13 protein-coding genes are annotated in these 16,580 nt (G+C 70.0%); 5 read left to right on the forward strand and 8 right to left on the reverse strand.

Going from position 1 to position 16,580, the window contains the following annotated elements; genetic code table 11:
- Window positions 1–285: 285 nt before the first annotated feature.
- Entirely contained in the window at window positions 286–1,074 is a 789-nt protein-coding gene (locus FXO23_RS41880) for a DsbA family protein (protein WP_158892947.1), read from the reverse strand.
- Between the two features lie 123 nt (window positions 1,075–1,197).
- Here FXO23_RS41880 and FXO23_RS41885 point away from each other — a divergent pair, with 123 nt between their 5' ends.
- Genes FXO23_RS41885 through FXO23_RS41895 form a run of 3 tightly spaced genes read left to right on the forward strand, consistent with a single transcriptional unit; the run spans window position 1,198 to window position 6,368 of the window.
- The gene (locus FXO23_RS41885; protein ID WP_246258346.1) at window positions 1,198–3,147 is read left to right on the forward strand and encodes a bifunctional copper resistance protein CopD/cytochrome c oxidase assembly protein; all 1,950 of its coding nucleotides are present in this window, start codon (window positions 1,198–1,200) and stop codon (window positions 3,145–3,147) included.
- Window positions 3,144–5,363, forward strand: a complete 2,220-nt coding sequence (locus tag FXO23_RS41890) for a heavy metal translocating P-type ATPase (RefSeq protein ID WP_281356723.1) — start codon at window positions 3,144–3,146, stop codon at window positions 5,361–5,363. Before FXO23_RS41885 ends, FXO23_RS41890 begins: the two co-directional genes overlap by 4 nt.
- A 27-nt stretch (window positions 5,364–5,390) precedes the next feature.
- Complete coding sequence (locus FXO23_RS41895; protein ID WP_158892949.1) at window positions 5,391–6,368, forward strand: Lrp/AsnC family transcriptional regulator; 978 nt, start codon at window positions 5,391–5,393, stop codon at window positions 6,366–6,368.
- On the opposite strand, the gene FXO23_RS41900 is transcribed toward FXO23_RS41895, so the two are convergent.
- From FXO23_RS41900 to FXO23_RS41925, 6 genes are all read right to left on the reverse strand, one after another.
- Window positions 6,328–8,001, reverse strand: a complete 1,674-nt coding sequence (locus FXO23_RS41900) for a hypothetical protein (protein WP_158892951.1) — start codon at window positions 7,999–8,001, stop codon at window positions 6,328–6,330. The two genes, FXO23_RS41895 and FXO23_RS41900, sit on opposite strands and share 41 nt — an antisense overlap.
- 112 nt (window positions 8,002–8,113) lie before the next feature.
- Window positions 8,114–8,977 carry a phosphotransferase family protein gene (locus tag FXO23_RS41905; RefSeq protein ID WP_158892953.1) on the reverse strand — a complete coding sequence of 288 codons (864 nt, stop codon included), beginning with the start codon at window positions 8,975–8,977 and terminating at the stop codon, window positions 8,114–8,116.
- Between the two features lie 248 nt (window positions 8,978–9,225).
- Window positions 9,226–9,579 (reverse strand): hypothetical protein, encoded by a 354-nt coding sequence (locus FXO23_RS41910; protein WP_158892955.1) that lies wholly within the window; start codon window positions 9,577–9,579, stop codon window positions 9,226–9,228.
- Window positions 9,580–9,856: 277 nt separating this feature from the next.
- Window positions 9,857–10,474, reverse strand: coding sequence for a hypothetical protein (locus FXO23_RS41915; protein ID WP_158892957.1), 618 nt, complete (start codon window positions 10,472–10,474; stop codon window positions 9,857–9,859).
- Between the two features lie 607 nt (window positions 10,475–11,081).
- Complete coding sequence (gene glpK / locus FXO23_RS41920) at window positions 11,082–12,599, reverse strand: glycerol kinase GlpK (RefSeq protein ID WP_158892959.1); 1,518 nt, start codon at window positions 12,597–12,599, stop codon at window positions 11,082–11,084.
- Window positions 12,592–13,425, reverse strand: a complete 834-nt coding sequence (locus FXO23_RS41925; RefSeq protein WP_158892961.1) for an MIP/aquaporin family protein — start codon at window positions 13,423–13,425, stop codon at window positions 12,592–12,594. Before FXO23_RS41925 ends, glpK (FXO23_RS41920) begins: the two co-directional genes overlap by 8 nt.
- A gap of 155 nt (window positions 13,426–13,580) precedes the next feature.
- On the opposite strand from FXO23_RS41925, the gene FXO23_RS41930 reads away from it, so the two are divergent.
- Together FXO23_RS41930 and glpK (FXO23_RS41935) are read left to right on the forward strand one after the other, a co-directional pair.
- Window positions 13,581–14,348, forward strand: a complete 768-nt coding sequence (locus FXO23_RS41930; protein ID WP_158892963.1) for an IclR family transcriptional regulator — start codon at window positions 13,581–13,583, stop codon at window positions 14,346–14,348.
- Window positions 14,342–16,276 carry a glycerol kinase GlpK gene (gene glpK / locus FXO23_RS41935; RefSeq protein ID WP_158892965.1) on the forward strand — a complete coding sequence of 645 codons (1,935 nt, stop codon included), beginning with the start codon at window positions 14,342–14,344 and terminating at the stop codon, window positions 16,274–16,276. Before FXO23_RS41930 ends, glpK (FXO23_RS41935) begins: the two co-directional genes overlap by 7 nt.
- 9 nt (window positions 16,277–16,285) lie before the next feature.
- On the opposite strand, the gene FXO23_RS41940 is transcribed toward glpK (FXO23_RS41935), so the two are convergent.
- Window positions 16,286–16,444, reverse strand: a complete 159-nt coding sequence (locus FXO23_RS41940) for a hypothetical protein (protein ID WP_158892967.1) — start codon at window positions 16,442–16,444, stop codon at window positions 16,286–16,288.
- Between the last annotated feature and the right edge of the window lie 136 nt (window positions 16,445–16,580).

The raw sequence follows: 16,580 nt of genomic DNA on the forward strand, positions 1-16,580 counted from the left end.
GAAACCCGCTACGCCGCAGACTGACACGCCATATTTGCCTTACGAATCAATAGAACCGGTCTGTCCACTCACGACCCACCCCAATCGGCGACGGGTCCCGAACCGCACCCGGCCCGCTCGGGGCGGCACTCTGGCGGGAAAGTGCCGCCGAGTACCCGAAAACGCGTGCACTTTCGGTCGCCCGCTGGAACCGCACTTCGCCGACCAAGCACAAGCAAGGGAGCCGAGTGCGTGGGGTCGTGAGCGTTTACGCCGGTTAGAACCGGACGGAACACTCACGACCCGCTACTGCTTGTTACCGGCCGCCTTGATCAAACCGTCCAGCCAGCCGGGCACCGAGGTGTCCACGACCTGGTCACCGACCGCGACCGTCGGCGTGCCCCGGAAGCCCTTGGAGCCGTCGCGCCGGGTCGCCTGCAGATGCGGCGCCTGTTCGGCGGCGCTCATCCCGGCGTTGACCTCCTGGTCGTACTTGCCGCTCGTGACCGCCTGCGCGAAGTCGTCGCCGAGGCCGAGCGCGCGGCCGAGCGCGATGAGCTGCTGCTTGTCGTACCCCCGGCCACCCTCGTCGGGCTGGCTGCCGAACAGGCTGTCGTGGAACTGCACGAACTTGCCGCCGTCGGCCGCGGCCAGCGCCGCGTTGGCCGAATCGAGCGAGTACCCGGGCGGGTTCGAAGCGGAGTTCAGCATCGGCAGCATGTGGTAGCGGACCTTGATCGTGCCCGCGTTGAGGTTCCGCTCCAGGTCCGCGGAGTTCGCCTTCTCGAACTGCCCGCAGGCCGGGCACAGGAAGTCCGCGTAGACGTCCACGGTGAGCTTCGCGGTGTCCTTGCCCGCGAGCACGGTGCCCCCGTCGCGGGCGACCGGGTAGCCCACCTCCTTGGACACCACGGGAATCGCCTGCTCGGCGGTCCGCTCGGTCTTCGACTTGGTGAAGTACACCCCGGCGATGACCCCGGCGGCGAGCAGGACCACGGCGACCACGGCGACGATCGTCGAGCGCCGGGCGCCCGGTCTCGCGGCGGCCACCGCCTTCGCGCCCTTGCTCCGCTTCCGATTCCCGGTTCCAGCCACTGAAGATCCCTTTCGCGTACTTCTCGTCCGTCTCACGAGTCGGATACCGGACCGGTTCGGTTCCCGGTGCGACCGAGACCACAAGCGGGAACTCGGTCCGAACCGCGGCCGACCAGTGGAATCGTGCTGGGACGTTCTCGCGGTGCTCTCCTGGTCGCCGCGCTCCTGGCGGCCGCGGTGGTGGTCGCCATCACGCTCGCCTCGAGCGACGTGTACGCGTTGCTCGGCGACACCGATCCCGGCGCCCTGACCTCGTTCGGCGCGGGTCTGCTGCGACTGGTCGCCAAGGGCGCGGGCGCGGTGTGCGCGGGCGCGCTGGTGTTCGCCGTGTTCCTGGCCAGAAGCTCGACGGGCAGGCTCGACGTGGACGGGTACGCCGCGCTGCGGCTCGCCGGGCGGGCGGCCGCCGTGTGGTCGGTGGCCGCGGCCGCGCTGGTGCCGTTCGACGCGGCGGACGGCTCGGGGCAGCCGGTGTCCCTCGCGCACCTGCCCGAGCTGATCGACGCGATGGAGCAGCCGAAGGCGTGGCTGATCACGCTGGCCACGACCACGATCGTCGCCGTCGCCTGCCGGTTCGTGCTGTCCTGGCGCACCACGCTGCTGCTGGCCGTGCTCGCGCTGTTCGCCCTGCTGCCGCCGGTCCTGGTCGGGCACGCGTCGATCGGCGCCTGGCACGACGTGGCGACGAACTCGATCGTGTGGCACGTGGTGGCCGCGTCGGTGTGGATCGGCGCGCTGGTCGCGCTGCTGGCCCGGCTCCGGCGCGGCGGCGGGGACCTGGCGCTGCGCCGCTACCACCGGCTGACCGTGTGCTGCTGGGTGGTGCTCGGTGCGTCCGGCGTGGTGAACGGGGTGATCGGCGCCGGGTGGGGCGGCCTCACGTCGACCGGATACGGGCGCCTCGTCCTGGTGAAACTCGCCGGGCTCCTCGCACTCGGCGCGGGGTGCGTGTTCGTCCGCCGCCGCTTCGGGACGAACTCGGCGAGCCGGGTGGTGGTCGTCGAACTCGTCATCCTCGGCCTGATGATGGGCGTGTCGGTCGGCCTCGCCCACCTGCCGCCGCCGACGTTCTTCAGCCATCCGGCGTCGGCGATCGAAACGCTCATCGGGTACGAGCTGCCGGACCCGCCCACCGTGCTCGCCTTGCTCACCGAATGGCGGTTCGACCTGATCCTCGGCGCGTTCGGGGTCCTGGCCGTCACGCTGTACCTGCTGGGCGTGCGCCGGTTGCGGCGGCGGGGCGACCGGTGGCCGGTCGGCCGCACGATCGCGTGGATCGGCGGCTGGGCCGCGGTGCTCGCCGCCACCTCGTCCGGGCTGGGCAAGTACTCCCCCAGCACGTTCGCGCTGCACATGGTCACCCATATGACGTTGAACATGCTGGCCCCGGTGCTGCTCGTCCTGGCCGGTCCGATCACCCTCGCACTGCGCGCGCTTCCGGTGGCGGGCAAGGAGAATCCGCCCGGTCCGCGCGAGTGGCTGCGGTCGGTCGTGCACTCCCGGGTCGCGCGGTTCTTCGGCCACCCGCTGGTCGCCGCCGCGCTGTTCGTCGGCTCCTACTACGCCCTCTACTTCTCCGGCCTGTTCGGCGAGGCGATGCGGTACCACTGGGCGCACCAGCTGATGAACGTGCACTTCCTGGTCACCGGCTACCTCTTCTACTGGCTGGTGATCGGTGTCGACCAGGCGCCGCGGACCCTGCCGCATCTGGCGAAGCTCGGCATGCTGTTCGCGGTCATGCCGTTCCACGCGTTCTTCGCGGTGGTCCTGATGAACAAGCAGACCGTGATCGCGGAGACGTTCTACCGCTACCTCTCGCTGCCCTGGCTGCCCGATCTGCTCGGCAACCAGCGGCTCGGCGGCGGGATCGCGTGGGCGACCGGGGAGATCCCGCTGGTGATCGTGCTGATCGCGCTGCTCGTCCAGTGGGCCCGGCACGACGAACGCGCCGCCCGCCGCGCGGACCGCCGAGCCGATCAGGGCCACGACGACGAGCTGGCCGCCTACAACGCGATGCTCGCCCAGCTCGCCGCGGGAACTCGGGACGCCCGGCACCCGACTGGTGGACCGTGATCTCCCAAACCGAGCCGGTTGAGCTCGCGGTCGGTGGCATGACCTGCGCGGCCTGCGCGGCGCGCGTGGAACGTTCGCTGAACAAGCTCCCCGGCGTGCGGGCCACGGTCAACTACGCGACCGAGAAGGCGACCGTGCACCCTCCGGCCGACCTCGACCCCGGCGAGCTGGTGGCCTGCGTCGAGCGCGCCGGGTACTCGGCCGCGCTCGCCGGCCCCGAGCCCGTCGACGAGAACACGGCTCGCGCGCTCGATCTGCGCCGCCGGATGACCGTCGCGGCACTGCTCGCGCTGCCGCTCGGCAACCTCTCCATCGCGCTCGCCCTGGTCCCGTCCCTGCGCTTCCCGTACTGGGAGCTGGTCTGCCTCGCACTGGCCACCCCGGTCGTGTTCTGGTCCGCGCTGCCGTTCCACCGCGCCGCCCTGCGCGGGCTCCGGCACCGGACGTCCACTATGGACACCCTGGTCTCGCTCGGCGTGCTGACCTCGTACGGCTGGTCGGCCTGGTCGGTGCTGTTCGGCGATCCGTCGGGGCCGGGCTACTGGCTCGGGTTCGGCGCCACCGCGGCCGGGGCGGACGCGGTCTACCTCGACGTGGCCGCGGGGGTCACCACGTTCCTGCTGGCCGGGCGGTACTTCGAGTCCCGGTCCCGGCGCAGCGCCGCCGACCTGCTCCGCGCGCTCGACGCCCTGGCCGCGAAGGAGGTGCGCGTCCTCGCCGACGGCGTCGAGCGACTGGTGCCGATCGGGCAGCTGGCCACCGGTGACGAGTTCGTGGTCAAACCCGGCGAGAAGATCGCCGCCGACGGGGTGGTCGTGCGGGGCGGCTCGGCGGTGGACACCAGCACGGTCACCGGGGAATCGGTCCCCGCCGAGATCGGCCCCGGCGACCGGGTCATCGGCGGCAGCGTCAGCACCAGCGGGCGGCTCGTCGTGCGCGCGACCGCGGTCGGCGCCGCGGCCCAGCTCGCGCGGATGAGCGTGCTCGCCGAACAGGCGCAGGAACGCAAGGCGAACGTGCAGAAGCTGGTCGACCGGATCTGCTTCTACTTCGTGCCGACGGTGCTGGCCCTGGCCGCCGTGACCTTCGCGGGCTGGCTCTTCGCGGGCGAACCGGGCCGGGCGGCGTTCGGCGCGGCGGTGTCCGTGCTGATCATCGCCTGCCCGTGCGCGCTCGGGCTCGCCACGCCCACCGCCCTGATGGTCGGCGTGGGGCGCGGCGCGCAGCTCGGCATCCTGATCAAGGGGCCGGACGCGCTGGAGGCCAGCCGGGAGATCGACACCGTGGTGCTGGACAAGACCGGCACGGTCACCACCGGCCGCATGACGGTCAGCGGGGTGCATCCCGTCGACGGGGTGTCGCGTGCGGAGGTCCTGCGCCTGGCGGGTGCGGTGGAGGCCGCGTCCGAACACGCCATCGCCGCCGCGATCACCGCCCTCGCCCGCGAAGAGGTGGGCGCGCTGCCGGAGGCGACCGGTTTCGAGGCGCTGCCCGGCCTCGGCGCCCGGGCCGCTGTGGACGGCGGGAAAGTCCTCATCGGACGGTCCCGGCTGCTCGCCGAGCACGGCGTCCCGGTCCCCGACGAGCTCGCGGAAACCGTTACCGCCGAACAGGAACGCGGCGCCACCGTGGTCGTGCTCGCATGTGACGATCGCACCCTGGCCGCCCTCGCGGTGCACGACGAGGTCAAACCGTCGGCACGGGCCGCGGTCGACGCGTTGCACCGGTTGGGCCTGCGGACCGTGCTGCTCACCGGGGACCACGCGGCGACCGCGCGGACGGTCGCCGCCGAGGTCGGCATCGGCGAGGTGATCGCCGAGGTCCTGCCGGACGAGAAGGCCGCCACGATCCGCCGCCTGCAGCACGAGGGCCGGGTGGTCGCGATGGCGGGCGACGGCATCAACGACGCGCCCGCGCTGGCCACCGCCGACCTCGGGATGGCGATGGCGCACGGCACGGACATCGCGATGAAGTCGGCCGACCTCATCCTGGTCCGCGAGGATCTGCGGGTCGCGCCGGACGCGATCCGGCTCGCGCACCGCACGCTGCGCACGATTCGCGGCAACCTGCTCTGGGCGTTCGGCTACAACCTCGCCGCGCTCCCGCTCGCCGCGTTCGGGCTGCTCAACCCGCTGATCGCGGGCGCGGCCATGTCGCTGTCGTCGGTGCTGGTGGTGTCCAACAGCCTGCGGCTGCGCAACTTCACCGGGAGCTGATTTCCGGCATGGACTAGGTTCCCCAGGGTGGAAACCGTCACCCTCGACGGGGTGGATCGCGGTCTCGTGCACGCGCTCCACCTCGACGGCCGCGCCCCGTTCAGCCGGATCGCCGACGTGCTCGGCGTCTCGGAGAACACCGTCGCCCGCCGCTACCGGCGGCTGCGGTCGGCCGGAGTGCTGCGGGTGGTGGGCGCCGTGGACGGGGTCCGGCTCGGGTACGTCTCGTGGACCATCCGGCTGCGGTGCACCCCGGACGCGGCGAGCCCGCTGGCCGCGGCGCTCGCGCGGCGGCCGGACACGTTCTGGGTGCACATCCTGTCCGGGGGCACCGAGATCTCCTGCAACGCCCAGGCTCGCGGCGAGGACGAACGGGACGCGCTGCTGCTGGAGAAACTACCGCGCACGAACCGGGTGCTCGCGATGAGCGCGCATTCCATCCTGCGCGGCTTCGCCGGACCGGACGGCTGGGGTGGCGCGGTCGCGCTGTCGGCGAAACAGGCCGAACGCCTGCGGCCCGCCCCGCCGGATCCGGGGGACGAGCCGATCGCCCTGGCCGAGGACGAGCACGCGTTGCTGGAGCCGCTGTCCCGCGACGGGCGGGCGAGCTACGCGGAACTGGCCGCGAGCACCGGCTGGTCGGAATCCACCGTGAAACGGCGTCTGGAACAGCTGCGCCGCACCGGGATTCTGGTCTACCAGCTGGAAATCCCGCCCGCGGCGCTCGGGTACCGCGCCGAGGCGAGGCTGTGGATGTCGGTACGGCCGTCCGATCTGGTCTCGGTGGCCGAAACGCTCGCCGGGCACCCCGAGATCCTGTTCGTCGCGGTCACCACCGGCGCGACGAACCTGGTCGCGGTGGTCGCCTGCCGGGACTCCGCCGATCTGTACCGGTACCTGACCGAACGCGTCAGCCCGCTGGACGCCGTGCACACCGTGGAGACGGCGCCGGTGGTCCGGACGGTCAAGCGGTCGGGGACGCCGCTACCGCTTCGATCCCTTTGACGCCGCGCTTCTGCCAGTTCCACACCGGGTTCAGGGCCGGTTCGGCGTGCAGCACGTGGCTGAGCACCCGCCATTTGGTGGCCTCGTCGACCTGCCCGGGGTGGGCCGGGACTTCGCCGTCGACCGGCGGGTACGTCTTGAGGTAGTCGGTTGCCGTGCGAATTCCCTGGTTCCGCAACAGATCGCGGTCCTTGGTGCCTTGTCGCAGATGCACGTCCGGGTTGTCCTTCGCGAGTTTGCGTTCCTTGCGCGTGTTCTCCGTCCGGCCCAGCCGCAGGTAGAGGTGCGCCTGGTCGAGCCAGTCGACGATCCGGCTGACCGGTACCCGGGTGTGCAGGATGACCTCGACCAGATTCGCCGTGGTCAGGCTCTGCAGATCCTCGATGCCCTCTTCGAGCAGCCTCGACTCGTACCACACGTTCATCCCGTCGAGCTGGGTCAGCGGGTAGTCCGGGCTGATCGACGGAACCGCGTCGCGCAGCGCGACGGCGGCGGCCCGCTGCAGGGCGCGCAGGCCGACGATCGGGAACAGGCCGACCACGAACGCGACGACCAGCTGGACGTGCACCTCGATCCCGCCCATCACCTGGTACAGCGCGGCGACGACGAGCAACGCGACGATGATGCGCAGCACCGCGGCCGCGTACGCGCTCGGCCGCAGGTCGCTCTGGAAGAAGCGGCGGAGCAACGTCTGCGTGATGAAGAAGTAGGCGCCGAGGAAGGCGTACTTGAGCACGTCCCAGCCGCCCTCGGGGGCGGTGAGGAAACCGAAGTCCCACAGCACCGCGGCCCAGCCCACCGCGAGCGTGACGGTGAGCAGGAAGAGCGGGAACAGGCTCCCGACCCGCACCCCGGACTCGGCGTCGACCTCGCCGCTGGACACGGACTGGCCGTAGTAGGCGTCGAACTTCTGCCGGTAGATGCTGTGCCGCCCGGTGTACAGCGGACCGCCGCCGCTGACCCACTCGGCGAAGTATTCCGAAGTGGACGGGGGCCGCGGCAGGTACTGCGGTTCGTCCAGCTTCAACCGGTGCAGGTACAGCACGTATTCGTCCCAGAGCGCGCCCGCGCGCTGGCCGAGGAACCGGATGTAGAGCCAGCCGGGCAGGAAGGAAAGGCACCACAACGCGAACAGCGCCAGGAAGGTCACATCGAGCGGCCAGTGCCGGTGGGCCGGCAGCCAGGCGAACACGAACGTCACCAGGACCACCAGGCCGATCAGCAGGTTCATGGCGCCGCTGGCGATCTGGCGGCGCAGCCAGGTGGCGCGCTTGGGCTTGGCGGGCCGTTTCGCGCCCGGCGACCCACCCACGGGCTCGGCGATCCGGGCCCAGATCATTTCCAGCGCGCTCGGGTCCACGTCGACCAGCAGGGTGGCCAGGCGGGCCGCGGCCTGGCGGCGGGCGTCGGGAGACCCGTCTTCGGCGAGGCCGCGCAGTTCCGGGTCCTTTTCCAGGAGCAGGGCGAGTTCGGTGAGCAGCGCGCCGTCGAGATCGGGATCGTGCTGGGCGGGCCGCCGCCTGCGCCGGAACGTCTCCCGGCGGGTCTCCTGGTCTTCGGCCGCCGTGCGGCGCAGGAACGGAAGCAGATAGGTCGCGAGCAGGCCGGTTTGCGCGCTTCTTGGCATCACCATCGAAAGTCCCCCTTCACGCCGGCGCAGCCCGCGCGGCGTCCCGAGGACAAGATAGGCCCACCCGGCCGGATTGTGTCCGATTATCCTCCGAATGACGCAGTGCCCGTTAGTTTCAGAGGCTAAGCAATGCGCGTTCCACCCAGTTCTCGAAGTGCTGCCAGGCGACGTGATCATCAGCCGTTTCCGGTTCCACTTCGTCGAGGACCGAATCGGCCGCGTCGAGGAGGTCCCAGTACGGGTGATGCCGATCCTGCCCGGACGCGGACCGGTACCCGGCGAGGAACCGGTCCGCGACGCCGATGTCGTACTGCTGGACGAGGTTGATCCGCATGCGCGCGAGATCGATGCCGTGCGGACCGATGCAGCCGGTGGTCCAGTCCACGACCCCGGTCAGGATCCCGTCGCGCCAGAGGACCTGGTCCGGGTGGAAGTCGCGGTGGAGGAAACCGTCGGCGCCCCGGACGGTGTCGCGCGGCGGCGGGCCGTCGAGGATGGTGAAAACCTTCTCCCAGACAACGGGTTTCGCCGACCAGCGCGGAACTTCGCGTTCCCCGTCGATCGCGGGGTCGTAGTAGGTGTCGTACGGCTGCGGGGCGAGGGGATCGCCCGGGTCGATTTCGACCTCGTGGATGGTGGCCAGCATATCCGCGAGCTGACCGAGGAATCGGTCGAGGTCGTCGGGAACGTCCTCGGTGTCGCCGGGAATCCGAGTGGTGAGCAGGGCCGGAACGTCACAGGTCTGCGGGGTGAGGTCGATCCCGACGAGTTCGGGCGCCGGAACTTCGGTCTCGGCGAGCAAGCGGAGCGCCACGGCTTCATTGGCCGGGCGATACCACGGATCCCGGACTATCCGCTCGGTGTCGTGGAAGCGGCGCAGCACGAATTCTTCGGTTTCCGCCACGGTCGCCGCCTCGGCATCGATGGCATGCAGCGTGGTCGAACCGCGGCCCAGGTAACGAACGGAGCCGATCGCCATCTCCGCACCGACAACCCGACGCACCCAGTGAAGCGCCCGCTCCGGAAGGAGCTCCCCAGTCACGTGATCCCCATTCTGTGCAACGTCCTGCTGCCAAGTTAGCGATGCCCGCCCGGAGTGTCGAGGCGGAAAACCCCCACACACCGCTCACGAATCCACCCACCCGAGTTGTTCGAACGCAAGCGACCTGTTCGCCTCACTGATCGACCGCACTCGGCCGGTTCCGCCGACGTGCCACCGGGCTGAGGCTAGTGCGACTGCGCGCTGAAGCCCGTCACCCGCGAGCAGAGGCGCGCCGAACAGCGGGACGACCATTCCCGCGCCTGTTCAACCGCATGACCACAAGAGAGCACTTCAAGATCCACGCGGTGGTCTCTTCGCCCCACAACTGCGCCAGTGTTGGACCAAAAGTGGTGTCGCAAGGATTTTTTGAAAACAGATTCGTTGAGCAGCCCTGTCGAACCCGCCACAAGCACGGCGACTACCAGAAACACCCACTGCCACAGGGTGAGGGCTTTACTCGCCCCGGCCAGGGTCCGCGCGCCGACGTCGAGTGCGAGCAGCACGGCGATGGCGTGTGCACGGGTCGGCCGGAACCTCATGCGCCGCATTGTCCCACGTCGCAGTACCAAATCCACATTCGATACCGCGGAGGACGATTCCGTGACCGATACCCGCGCGCCCGCAACGTCGCCGGAGTCAGCGTGACCACGATCGAAACCGACTTGGGCGTGCTCAACGTACTGCTCAACCGGCTCATGCCGCCGACGTGGTCCGGGCCTCACCCCGGGTGCAGGGCTCGACCGTGCTGTTGCCCGAGCCGGCGCACCCGGCACTGGCCGATCCGAAGGAGTGCGGCGGGCTAATCGTCCTCGCCGGTCAGCACGAGAACCGATGCACTGTGTCGCGCGCCCGCTGTGCTGTGGTGCGAGCACTCTCGGCCAGGCGCCGGTGCTCTTGCTCGTTCTCTGGCTCCTGGGTGGCCAGCCGGTCACCACGGGCGGCGATGAGATCCTGCACCTCGGACAGCTTGCGGGCCGCCGTGACCAGTTCGGTCCGCAGCTGCTCGGCCGCGGCCGCCAGCGCGAGCGCCGATCCGCCGTCGTCGTCGTGCGACGCCCATTCCCGCAGCGATTCGGCTGCCTCGCGATCGACCTGTTGCTGCTCCCGGTCGTGTGCCTGCTCCGTGCGGCTCAACGCCGCTTCACTGCGGTCCAGCCGTGCCATGCTGGCTTCCAACGCCGCGCGGGCCCGCCCGATGGCTTCCCGCCCTCGCTCCTGCGAAGTGGGGACCGGCATACCGAGCTGGCGGTCGCGCCGGTCCAGCCGCTGTTCCCAGTCGGCGAGCCCCTGCTCACGCCCATCAGCCAGGCTCTCCCGTTGGTCGGCCGCCTGCTCGCGTTGGTCGGCCGCCTGCTCGCGTTCGTCAGCCGTCTGCTCGCGCTGGTCGGCGGCGCGATCCCGCTCGTCCCGGGCGCCCTCCGCAGCGTCGGCCATGGGCGCGCTGCGGGCAGCCGTATCCGTTTCGTCCTGCATATCAGCAAGTGTGCGCCGAGACGAAGCAATCCGTACACCCGGGGCTTCCCGCCGCACCCGTGCCCTCGGCTCCCACCCGGGAGGCGGCAACGCGACGATCCGCCAATTCCTGGTCCGGAAAAGCTCGGTGGCTGTCGCCGAACATGTCGCCCGCCAGCCCGGGTTCTCGGCTGGCGGGCCGACACGGTCGGTCTGGACATCGACGAGCCCGTGGTGGCCCGGCCGAGCTGGTGCGGGCCTTCCCCGCACGTCAGCCACCGGATCACGGCTTCTCGGTGAATTCGCGGTACCGGCGATCGATCAACGTGGCAACAGAACGCCGGCGATCCCCGCCGCGAGGGTTCCCGCAAGGGATGCAAGAGCAAGTCCGAGTGGGAATGTGGCCATCAGGAGCACTTTTCTCACCTCCTTCGCCCAGGTAGCGAGAAAGCAGTGGTCCCTCTGAATTACCACTTTCTCGTGCTGCTGGGCCGGTTGTCACCCGGGTAGGCGTTCGTATGCACCCGTCCGAGTCGACACCACTTGGACCTCTGGCTCCCCGGTCACTCCCCCGCGTCAGTCGTCTCGGTCAGTCCACGTCGACCCAGTCGAGGGTGCGGCCGACGGCCTTCTGCCAGCCCGCGTAGCCCTTCGCACGCTGCTCGTCGCTCCAGGACGGCTGCCAGCGCCGGTCCTCGTTCCAGTTCTGTTCGAGTTCGTCGGTGGACCGCCAGAAACCGACGGCGAGCCCGGCGGCGTAGGCGGCGCCGAGCGCGGTGGTCTCGGCGACCACCGGTTTGGATACCGGCACACCCAGCACGTCGGCCTGCAACTGCATGCACAACTGGTTCGCCGTCACCCCGCCGTCCACACGCAGCACGTCCAGGGTGACCCCGGAATCCGCCTGCATGGCCTCGACCACGTCCCGGCTCTGGTAACAGATCGACTCCAGGGTCGCCCGCGCCAGATGCGCGTTGGTGGTCGCCCGGGACAACCCGACGATCGCGCCGCGCGCATCCGAGCGCCAGTACGGCGCGAACAGACCGGAAAACGCGGGGACGAAATAGATCCCGCCGTTGTCGGCCACCTCGCGGGCCAGCGCCTCGCTCTGCGCCGCACCGCTGATGATGCCGAGCTGGTCGCGCAGCCACTGCACGGCCGAACCGGTCACCGCGATCGAACCCTCCAGCGCGTACACCGGCTTGTCGTCGCCGAACTGGTAGCACAACGTGGTGAGCAGGCCGTGCTTCGACCGGACCAGTTCGTGCCCGGTGTTGAGCAGCAGGAAGTTACCGGTGCCGTAGGTGTTCTTGGCTTCACCCGGCCGGAAGCACACCTGGCCCACGGTCGCCGCCTGCTGGTCGCCGAGGTCGCCGGTCAACGGCACCTCGCCGCCGACCGGGCCCAGCGCCCTGGTCACCCCGAAGAACCCCGGATGGGACGACGGTTTGATCTCCGGCAGCATCGCCCGGGGAATGTCGAAAAAGGACAGCAGCTCGTCGTCCCACCGCAGCGTTTCCAGGTCCATCAGCATGGTGCGGCTGGCGTTGGTCGGATCGGTGACGTGCACGCCGCCGTCGACTCCCCCGGTCAGGTTCCACAGCAGCCAGGAATCCGTGTTGCCGAAGATCGCGTCCCCGTCCTCGGCCGCCTTCCGCACCCCGTCGACGTTCTCCAGGATCCATTGCAGCTTGCCGCCGGAGAAATAGGTGGCCGGGGGCAGGCCGGCCTTCTTCCGGATCACGTCACCGCGGCCCGAACGGTCCAGCGCCGAGGCGATCCGATCGGTGCGCGTGTCCTGCCAGACGATCGCGTTGCAGTACGGGCGGCCGGTGCGGCGGTTCCACACGACCGTGGTCTCGCGCTGGTTGGTGACGCCGATCGCGGCCAGATCGGTGGCGGTCAGGTTCGCCTTGTGCAGCGCGGTTTCGATCACCGCGCGGGTGCGTTCCCAGATCTCGGTCGGGTTGTGCTCCACCCAGCCCGGGCGCGGCAGGATCTGCTCGTGCTCGAGCTGGTGGCGGGCGATCTCGTTGCCGCCGTGGTCGAAGATCATGAAACGTGTGCTGGTGGTGCCCTGGTCGATCGCGCCGACGAAGTCAGGCATGGGAACTCCTTGCCGCGGTGGGGGTTTCGATGCTCACGGCTTCCGGCGCACCGTCGGCGGGCAGGAAGCGTTCGATCAGGAGCTTGTACAGGCCGGCGCCGATCAGGCCGCCGAGCACGGGCGCCACGATCGGCACCCACCAGTACGGCGATCCGTACTGATCGGAGAACGCCGTGTCGTAACCGGTGAAGAAGGACGCCAGCCGCGGGCCGAAATCCCGCGCCGGGTTGATCGCGTATCCGGCGTTGGTGCCCCAGGCCATGCCGATCCCGACGACCGCGAATCCGATGATCAGCGGTGCCATGTTGGCGCCGGGCGCGGTGTTGCGCAGATCGGTGATGGCGAGGATGAGCAGCAACAGGATCGCCGTGCCGATCACCTGGTCGCGGAAGGCGCCCCAGTCGGTCACCGGGAGCGTGCCGTTACCCGGCAACGTGGAGAACACGCTCTGGGTCTTGATCGTGTGCCCGGGGTCGACCTTCGCCAGCACCTCGCTGTAGTTCCACCGCACGAGCAACGCGGCGACGAACGCACCCGCCGTCTGCGCCAGCGCGTACGGGGCGACCTTGCGCCACGAGAAACCCTTGAAGACGGCGAGCGCGACGGTCACCGCGGGGTTGAGATGCGCGCCGCTGACCCGCGAAGCCACGTAGACACCCAGCGTGACGCCGAGCCCCCAGGCCCAGGCGATGCTGTCGTGATCGCCGATGTCACCGGCGGCCACCTGGGCCACCACCCCGCAACCGAACAGGATCAAAATCAGCGTTCCCACGAACTCGGCGGCGAGTTCGCCGAGCAATCCGTGGGCCTTCAGGCGTTGCGCCATTGCTTCCTCCACAAAGGACCGTGCCCCCTTGCACTGGCCAGGGACGTTAAATTCGGCGTAACCCCCGGTCAACAAACCTCGGTCGACAATGTCGAACCCCCGGAAACCGGGTTCGACATTGTCGAATACCCGCCGGTCACGCTAGGGTCACCGGTATGCCCGGCCCGGTTCAGTCCATCGAGCGCGCGGCGGCGATCCTGCGGTTGCTCGCGCGCGGTTCCGGCCGCCTCGGAGTTGGTGAAATCGCCACTTCATTGGAGCTGGCCAAGGGAACCGCTCACGGAATCCTGCGTACGCTACAGCGAGTCGGGTTCGTCGAACAGGACCGCGACAGCGGCAAATACCAACTCGGCGCGGCACTTCTGCATCTCGGCACGAGCTATCTCGACGTGAACGAGTTACGCTCACGCGCGATCAACTGGGCGGACGCGCTGGCCGCACGCAGCGGTGAGGCCGTCCGCATCGGAGCCCCCTTGGAGGGCCAGGTGCTCGTCGTACATCACGTCTTCCGCCCGGACGACTCGTTGCAGACCCTCGATGTCGGGTCGCTGCTGCCGCTGCACGCGACCGCACTGGGCAAGGTCCTGCTCGCCTACGACGCGGACCTCACCGCGTCGCTGCGCGGCGGGCGGCTCGAGTCCTACACCCGCCGGACCCTGGTGTCGGCGACCACGGTCAAACGCGCCCTGACCAAGGTCCGCGAAACCGGCTGGGCCGCGGAGAACGGCGAGATGACCCCGGGTGAGGCGGGTATCGCCGCGCCGATCCGCGGGTACGGCGGCCTTGTCGTCGGCGCGATCGGGATTTCCGGTGCGGTGGAACGGATCTGCGACAGCGAAGGCAATCCCGGCACGAAGCTGGTGGCGCAGGTGCGGGACGCGGCCCGTGCGGTGTCCCGGGATCTCGGAGCGTCGCGATGGTGACGCGGTACGTGATGTCGATCGACCAGGGCACCACCTCCACGCGGTGCATCCTGTTCGACTCCCGCGGGCGGCTCGTCTCGGTCGTGCAGCGCGAGCACCAGCAGCACTTCCCGAAACCCGGCTGGGTCGAGCACGACGCGGTGGAGATCTGGCGCAATCTGGAGCGAATCGTCCCGCAGGCGATCAAGCAGGCCGGGGCCACCGCGGACCAGGTGGTCGCCCTCGGCATCGCCAACCAGCGGGAGACCACCGTGCTGTGGGACCGCCACACGGGCGTGCCGGTCGGCCGGGCGATCGTCTGGCAGGACACCCGCACCGACGATCTGATCACCGAACTCGGCCAGGAGCCCGGGGCCGAGCGCGTTCGCGAGCGGTGCGGGCTCCCCCTGGCGACCTACTTCTCCGCGCCCCGCATCCGCTGGCTGCTCGAACGTTCCCCCGCGCTGCGCGAACGCGCCGAACGCGGCGACATCCTGTTCGGCACCATGGAGAGCTGGCTGATCTGGAACCTCACCGGCGGCCCGGACGGCGGTGTGCACGTCACCGACGTCACGAACGCCAGCCGCACCATGCTGATGAACCTGCGCACCCTCGCCTGGGACGACGAACTGCTCGCGTTCTTCGGCGTGCCCGCCAGGATGCTGCCGGAGATCCGGTCGTCCACCGAGACCTACGGCCGCACGTCCCGCGTGGTCCCCGGTATCCGCATCGCCGCCGCGCTCGGCGATCAGCAGGCCGCCCTCTTCGGACAGACCTGTTTCGCGCCGGGCGAGGCGAAATGCACTTACGGCACCGGCAGTTTCCTGCTGCTCAACACCGGCGGCACCCCGGTGCATTCCGCCCACGGCCTGCTCACCACGGTGGGCTTCCAGATCGGCGAGGAGCCCGCGGTCTACGCACTGGAAGGCTCCATCGCGGTCACCGGATCGCTCGTGCAGTGGTTCCGCGACGGCCTGGAACTCATCGGCAGCGCCCCGGAGATCGAGACGCTCGCCCGGACCGTCGACGACAACGGCGGCTGCTACATCGTCCCGGCCTTCTCCGGTCTGTTCGCGCCGCACTGGCACAGCGAGGCCCGCGGGGTGATCGCCGGGCTCACCTCGTACATCACCAAGGGCCACCTGGCCCGCGCGGTGCTCGAGGCCACCGGCTGGCAGACCCGCGAGGTGGTCGACGCGATGAACGCCGACTCCGGGCTGGCGTTGTCCACGCTCAAAGTGGACGGTGGCATGACCGCGGACAACCTGCTGATGCAGTTCGTCTCGGACGTGCTCGACGTGCCGGTGGTCCGCCCGATGGTCGCGGAAACCGTGTCGCTCGGCGCGGCCTACGCCGCGGGGCTGTCCGTGGGGTACTGGCCCGATCTGGAAGGGCTGCGCCGGAACTGGCACCGGGCCGCGCAATGGTCGCCGAGCATGGAGCCCGGTCGCCGGGCCGGCGAGTTCGCCGCGTGGCGGCGGGCGGTCGAGCTGACCTTCGGCTGGATCCGGCCCAGCGGCACCGATCCCGGCCCGGCCGCGGACATCGTCGAACTGGTCCTCGCCGATCATCGCAGGTTCGACGAACTCTTCCGCGAACTGCGCAACGCCGAGGCCGACCGGAAGGCGGCGCGCGCGGAACTGGAAAGCCTGCTCACCGCGCATCTGGAGGCGACCGAACGCATGCTGCATCCGGCGTTGCAGCGCGAGCACCTCGTCGACACCGAACACGTCGAGGTCGTCAAGGCGCTGCGCGCCCTGATGGAGATCGAACCCGGCGAGACCGACGCCTACCACGAGGCGCTGGAGCGGCTCGCCGCGATCGTGGGCGCCCATGCGAGCGCCGAGGAGCGGACCGTGCTCAACCACCTGCGGCGCACCCTGTCCGCTCCGGACCGCGCCGCGCTGGGCAGGCGATTCACCAGCGCGCGCGGTTCCGTCGCACCGTAGGAAGCCGCCTCAGCGGTGTTTCCCGGTCTCCCCCTGCGGCTCCGCGGCCGGCTGCTCCGCCTTGCCGTGCTTGCCCTCGGCCCCGGACGAGGTGTCCTGACCGAAACCGAACTGCTCGGCGAGCTCGGCGAAAATGGGCGTGCTCTCCTGCTCTTCGGTGGCGTTCATGGTCGTCCTTCCCCTCGCTGCCGTTCAGGACCTCGCGCGAACGCATCTCCACGCGATGCGTCCCCGCGGCATGCCGCCCCGGTCCCTGCACCCGGGCTTCCCATGCCCTGACTGGCTGTTACCGGGAGTAATACTA

Origin of the sequence: Amycolatopsis anabasis, from assembly GCF_009765355.1 — a bacterium.
Lineage (GTDB): Bacteria > Actinomycetota > Actinomycetes > Mycobacteriales > Pseudonocardiaceae > Amycolatopsis > Amycolatopsis anabasis.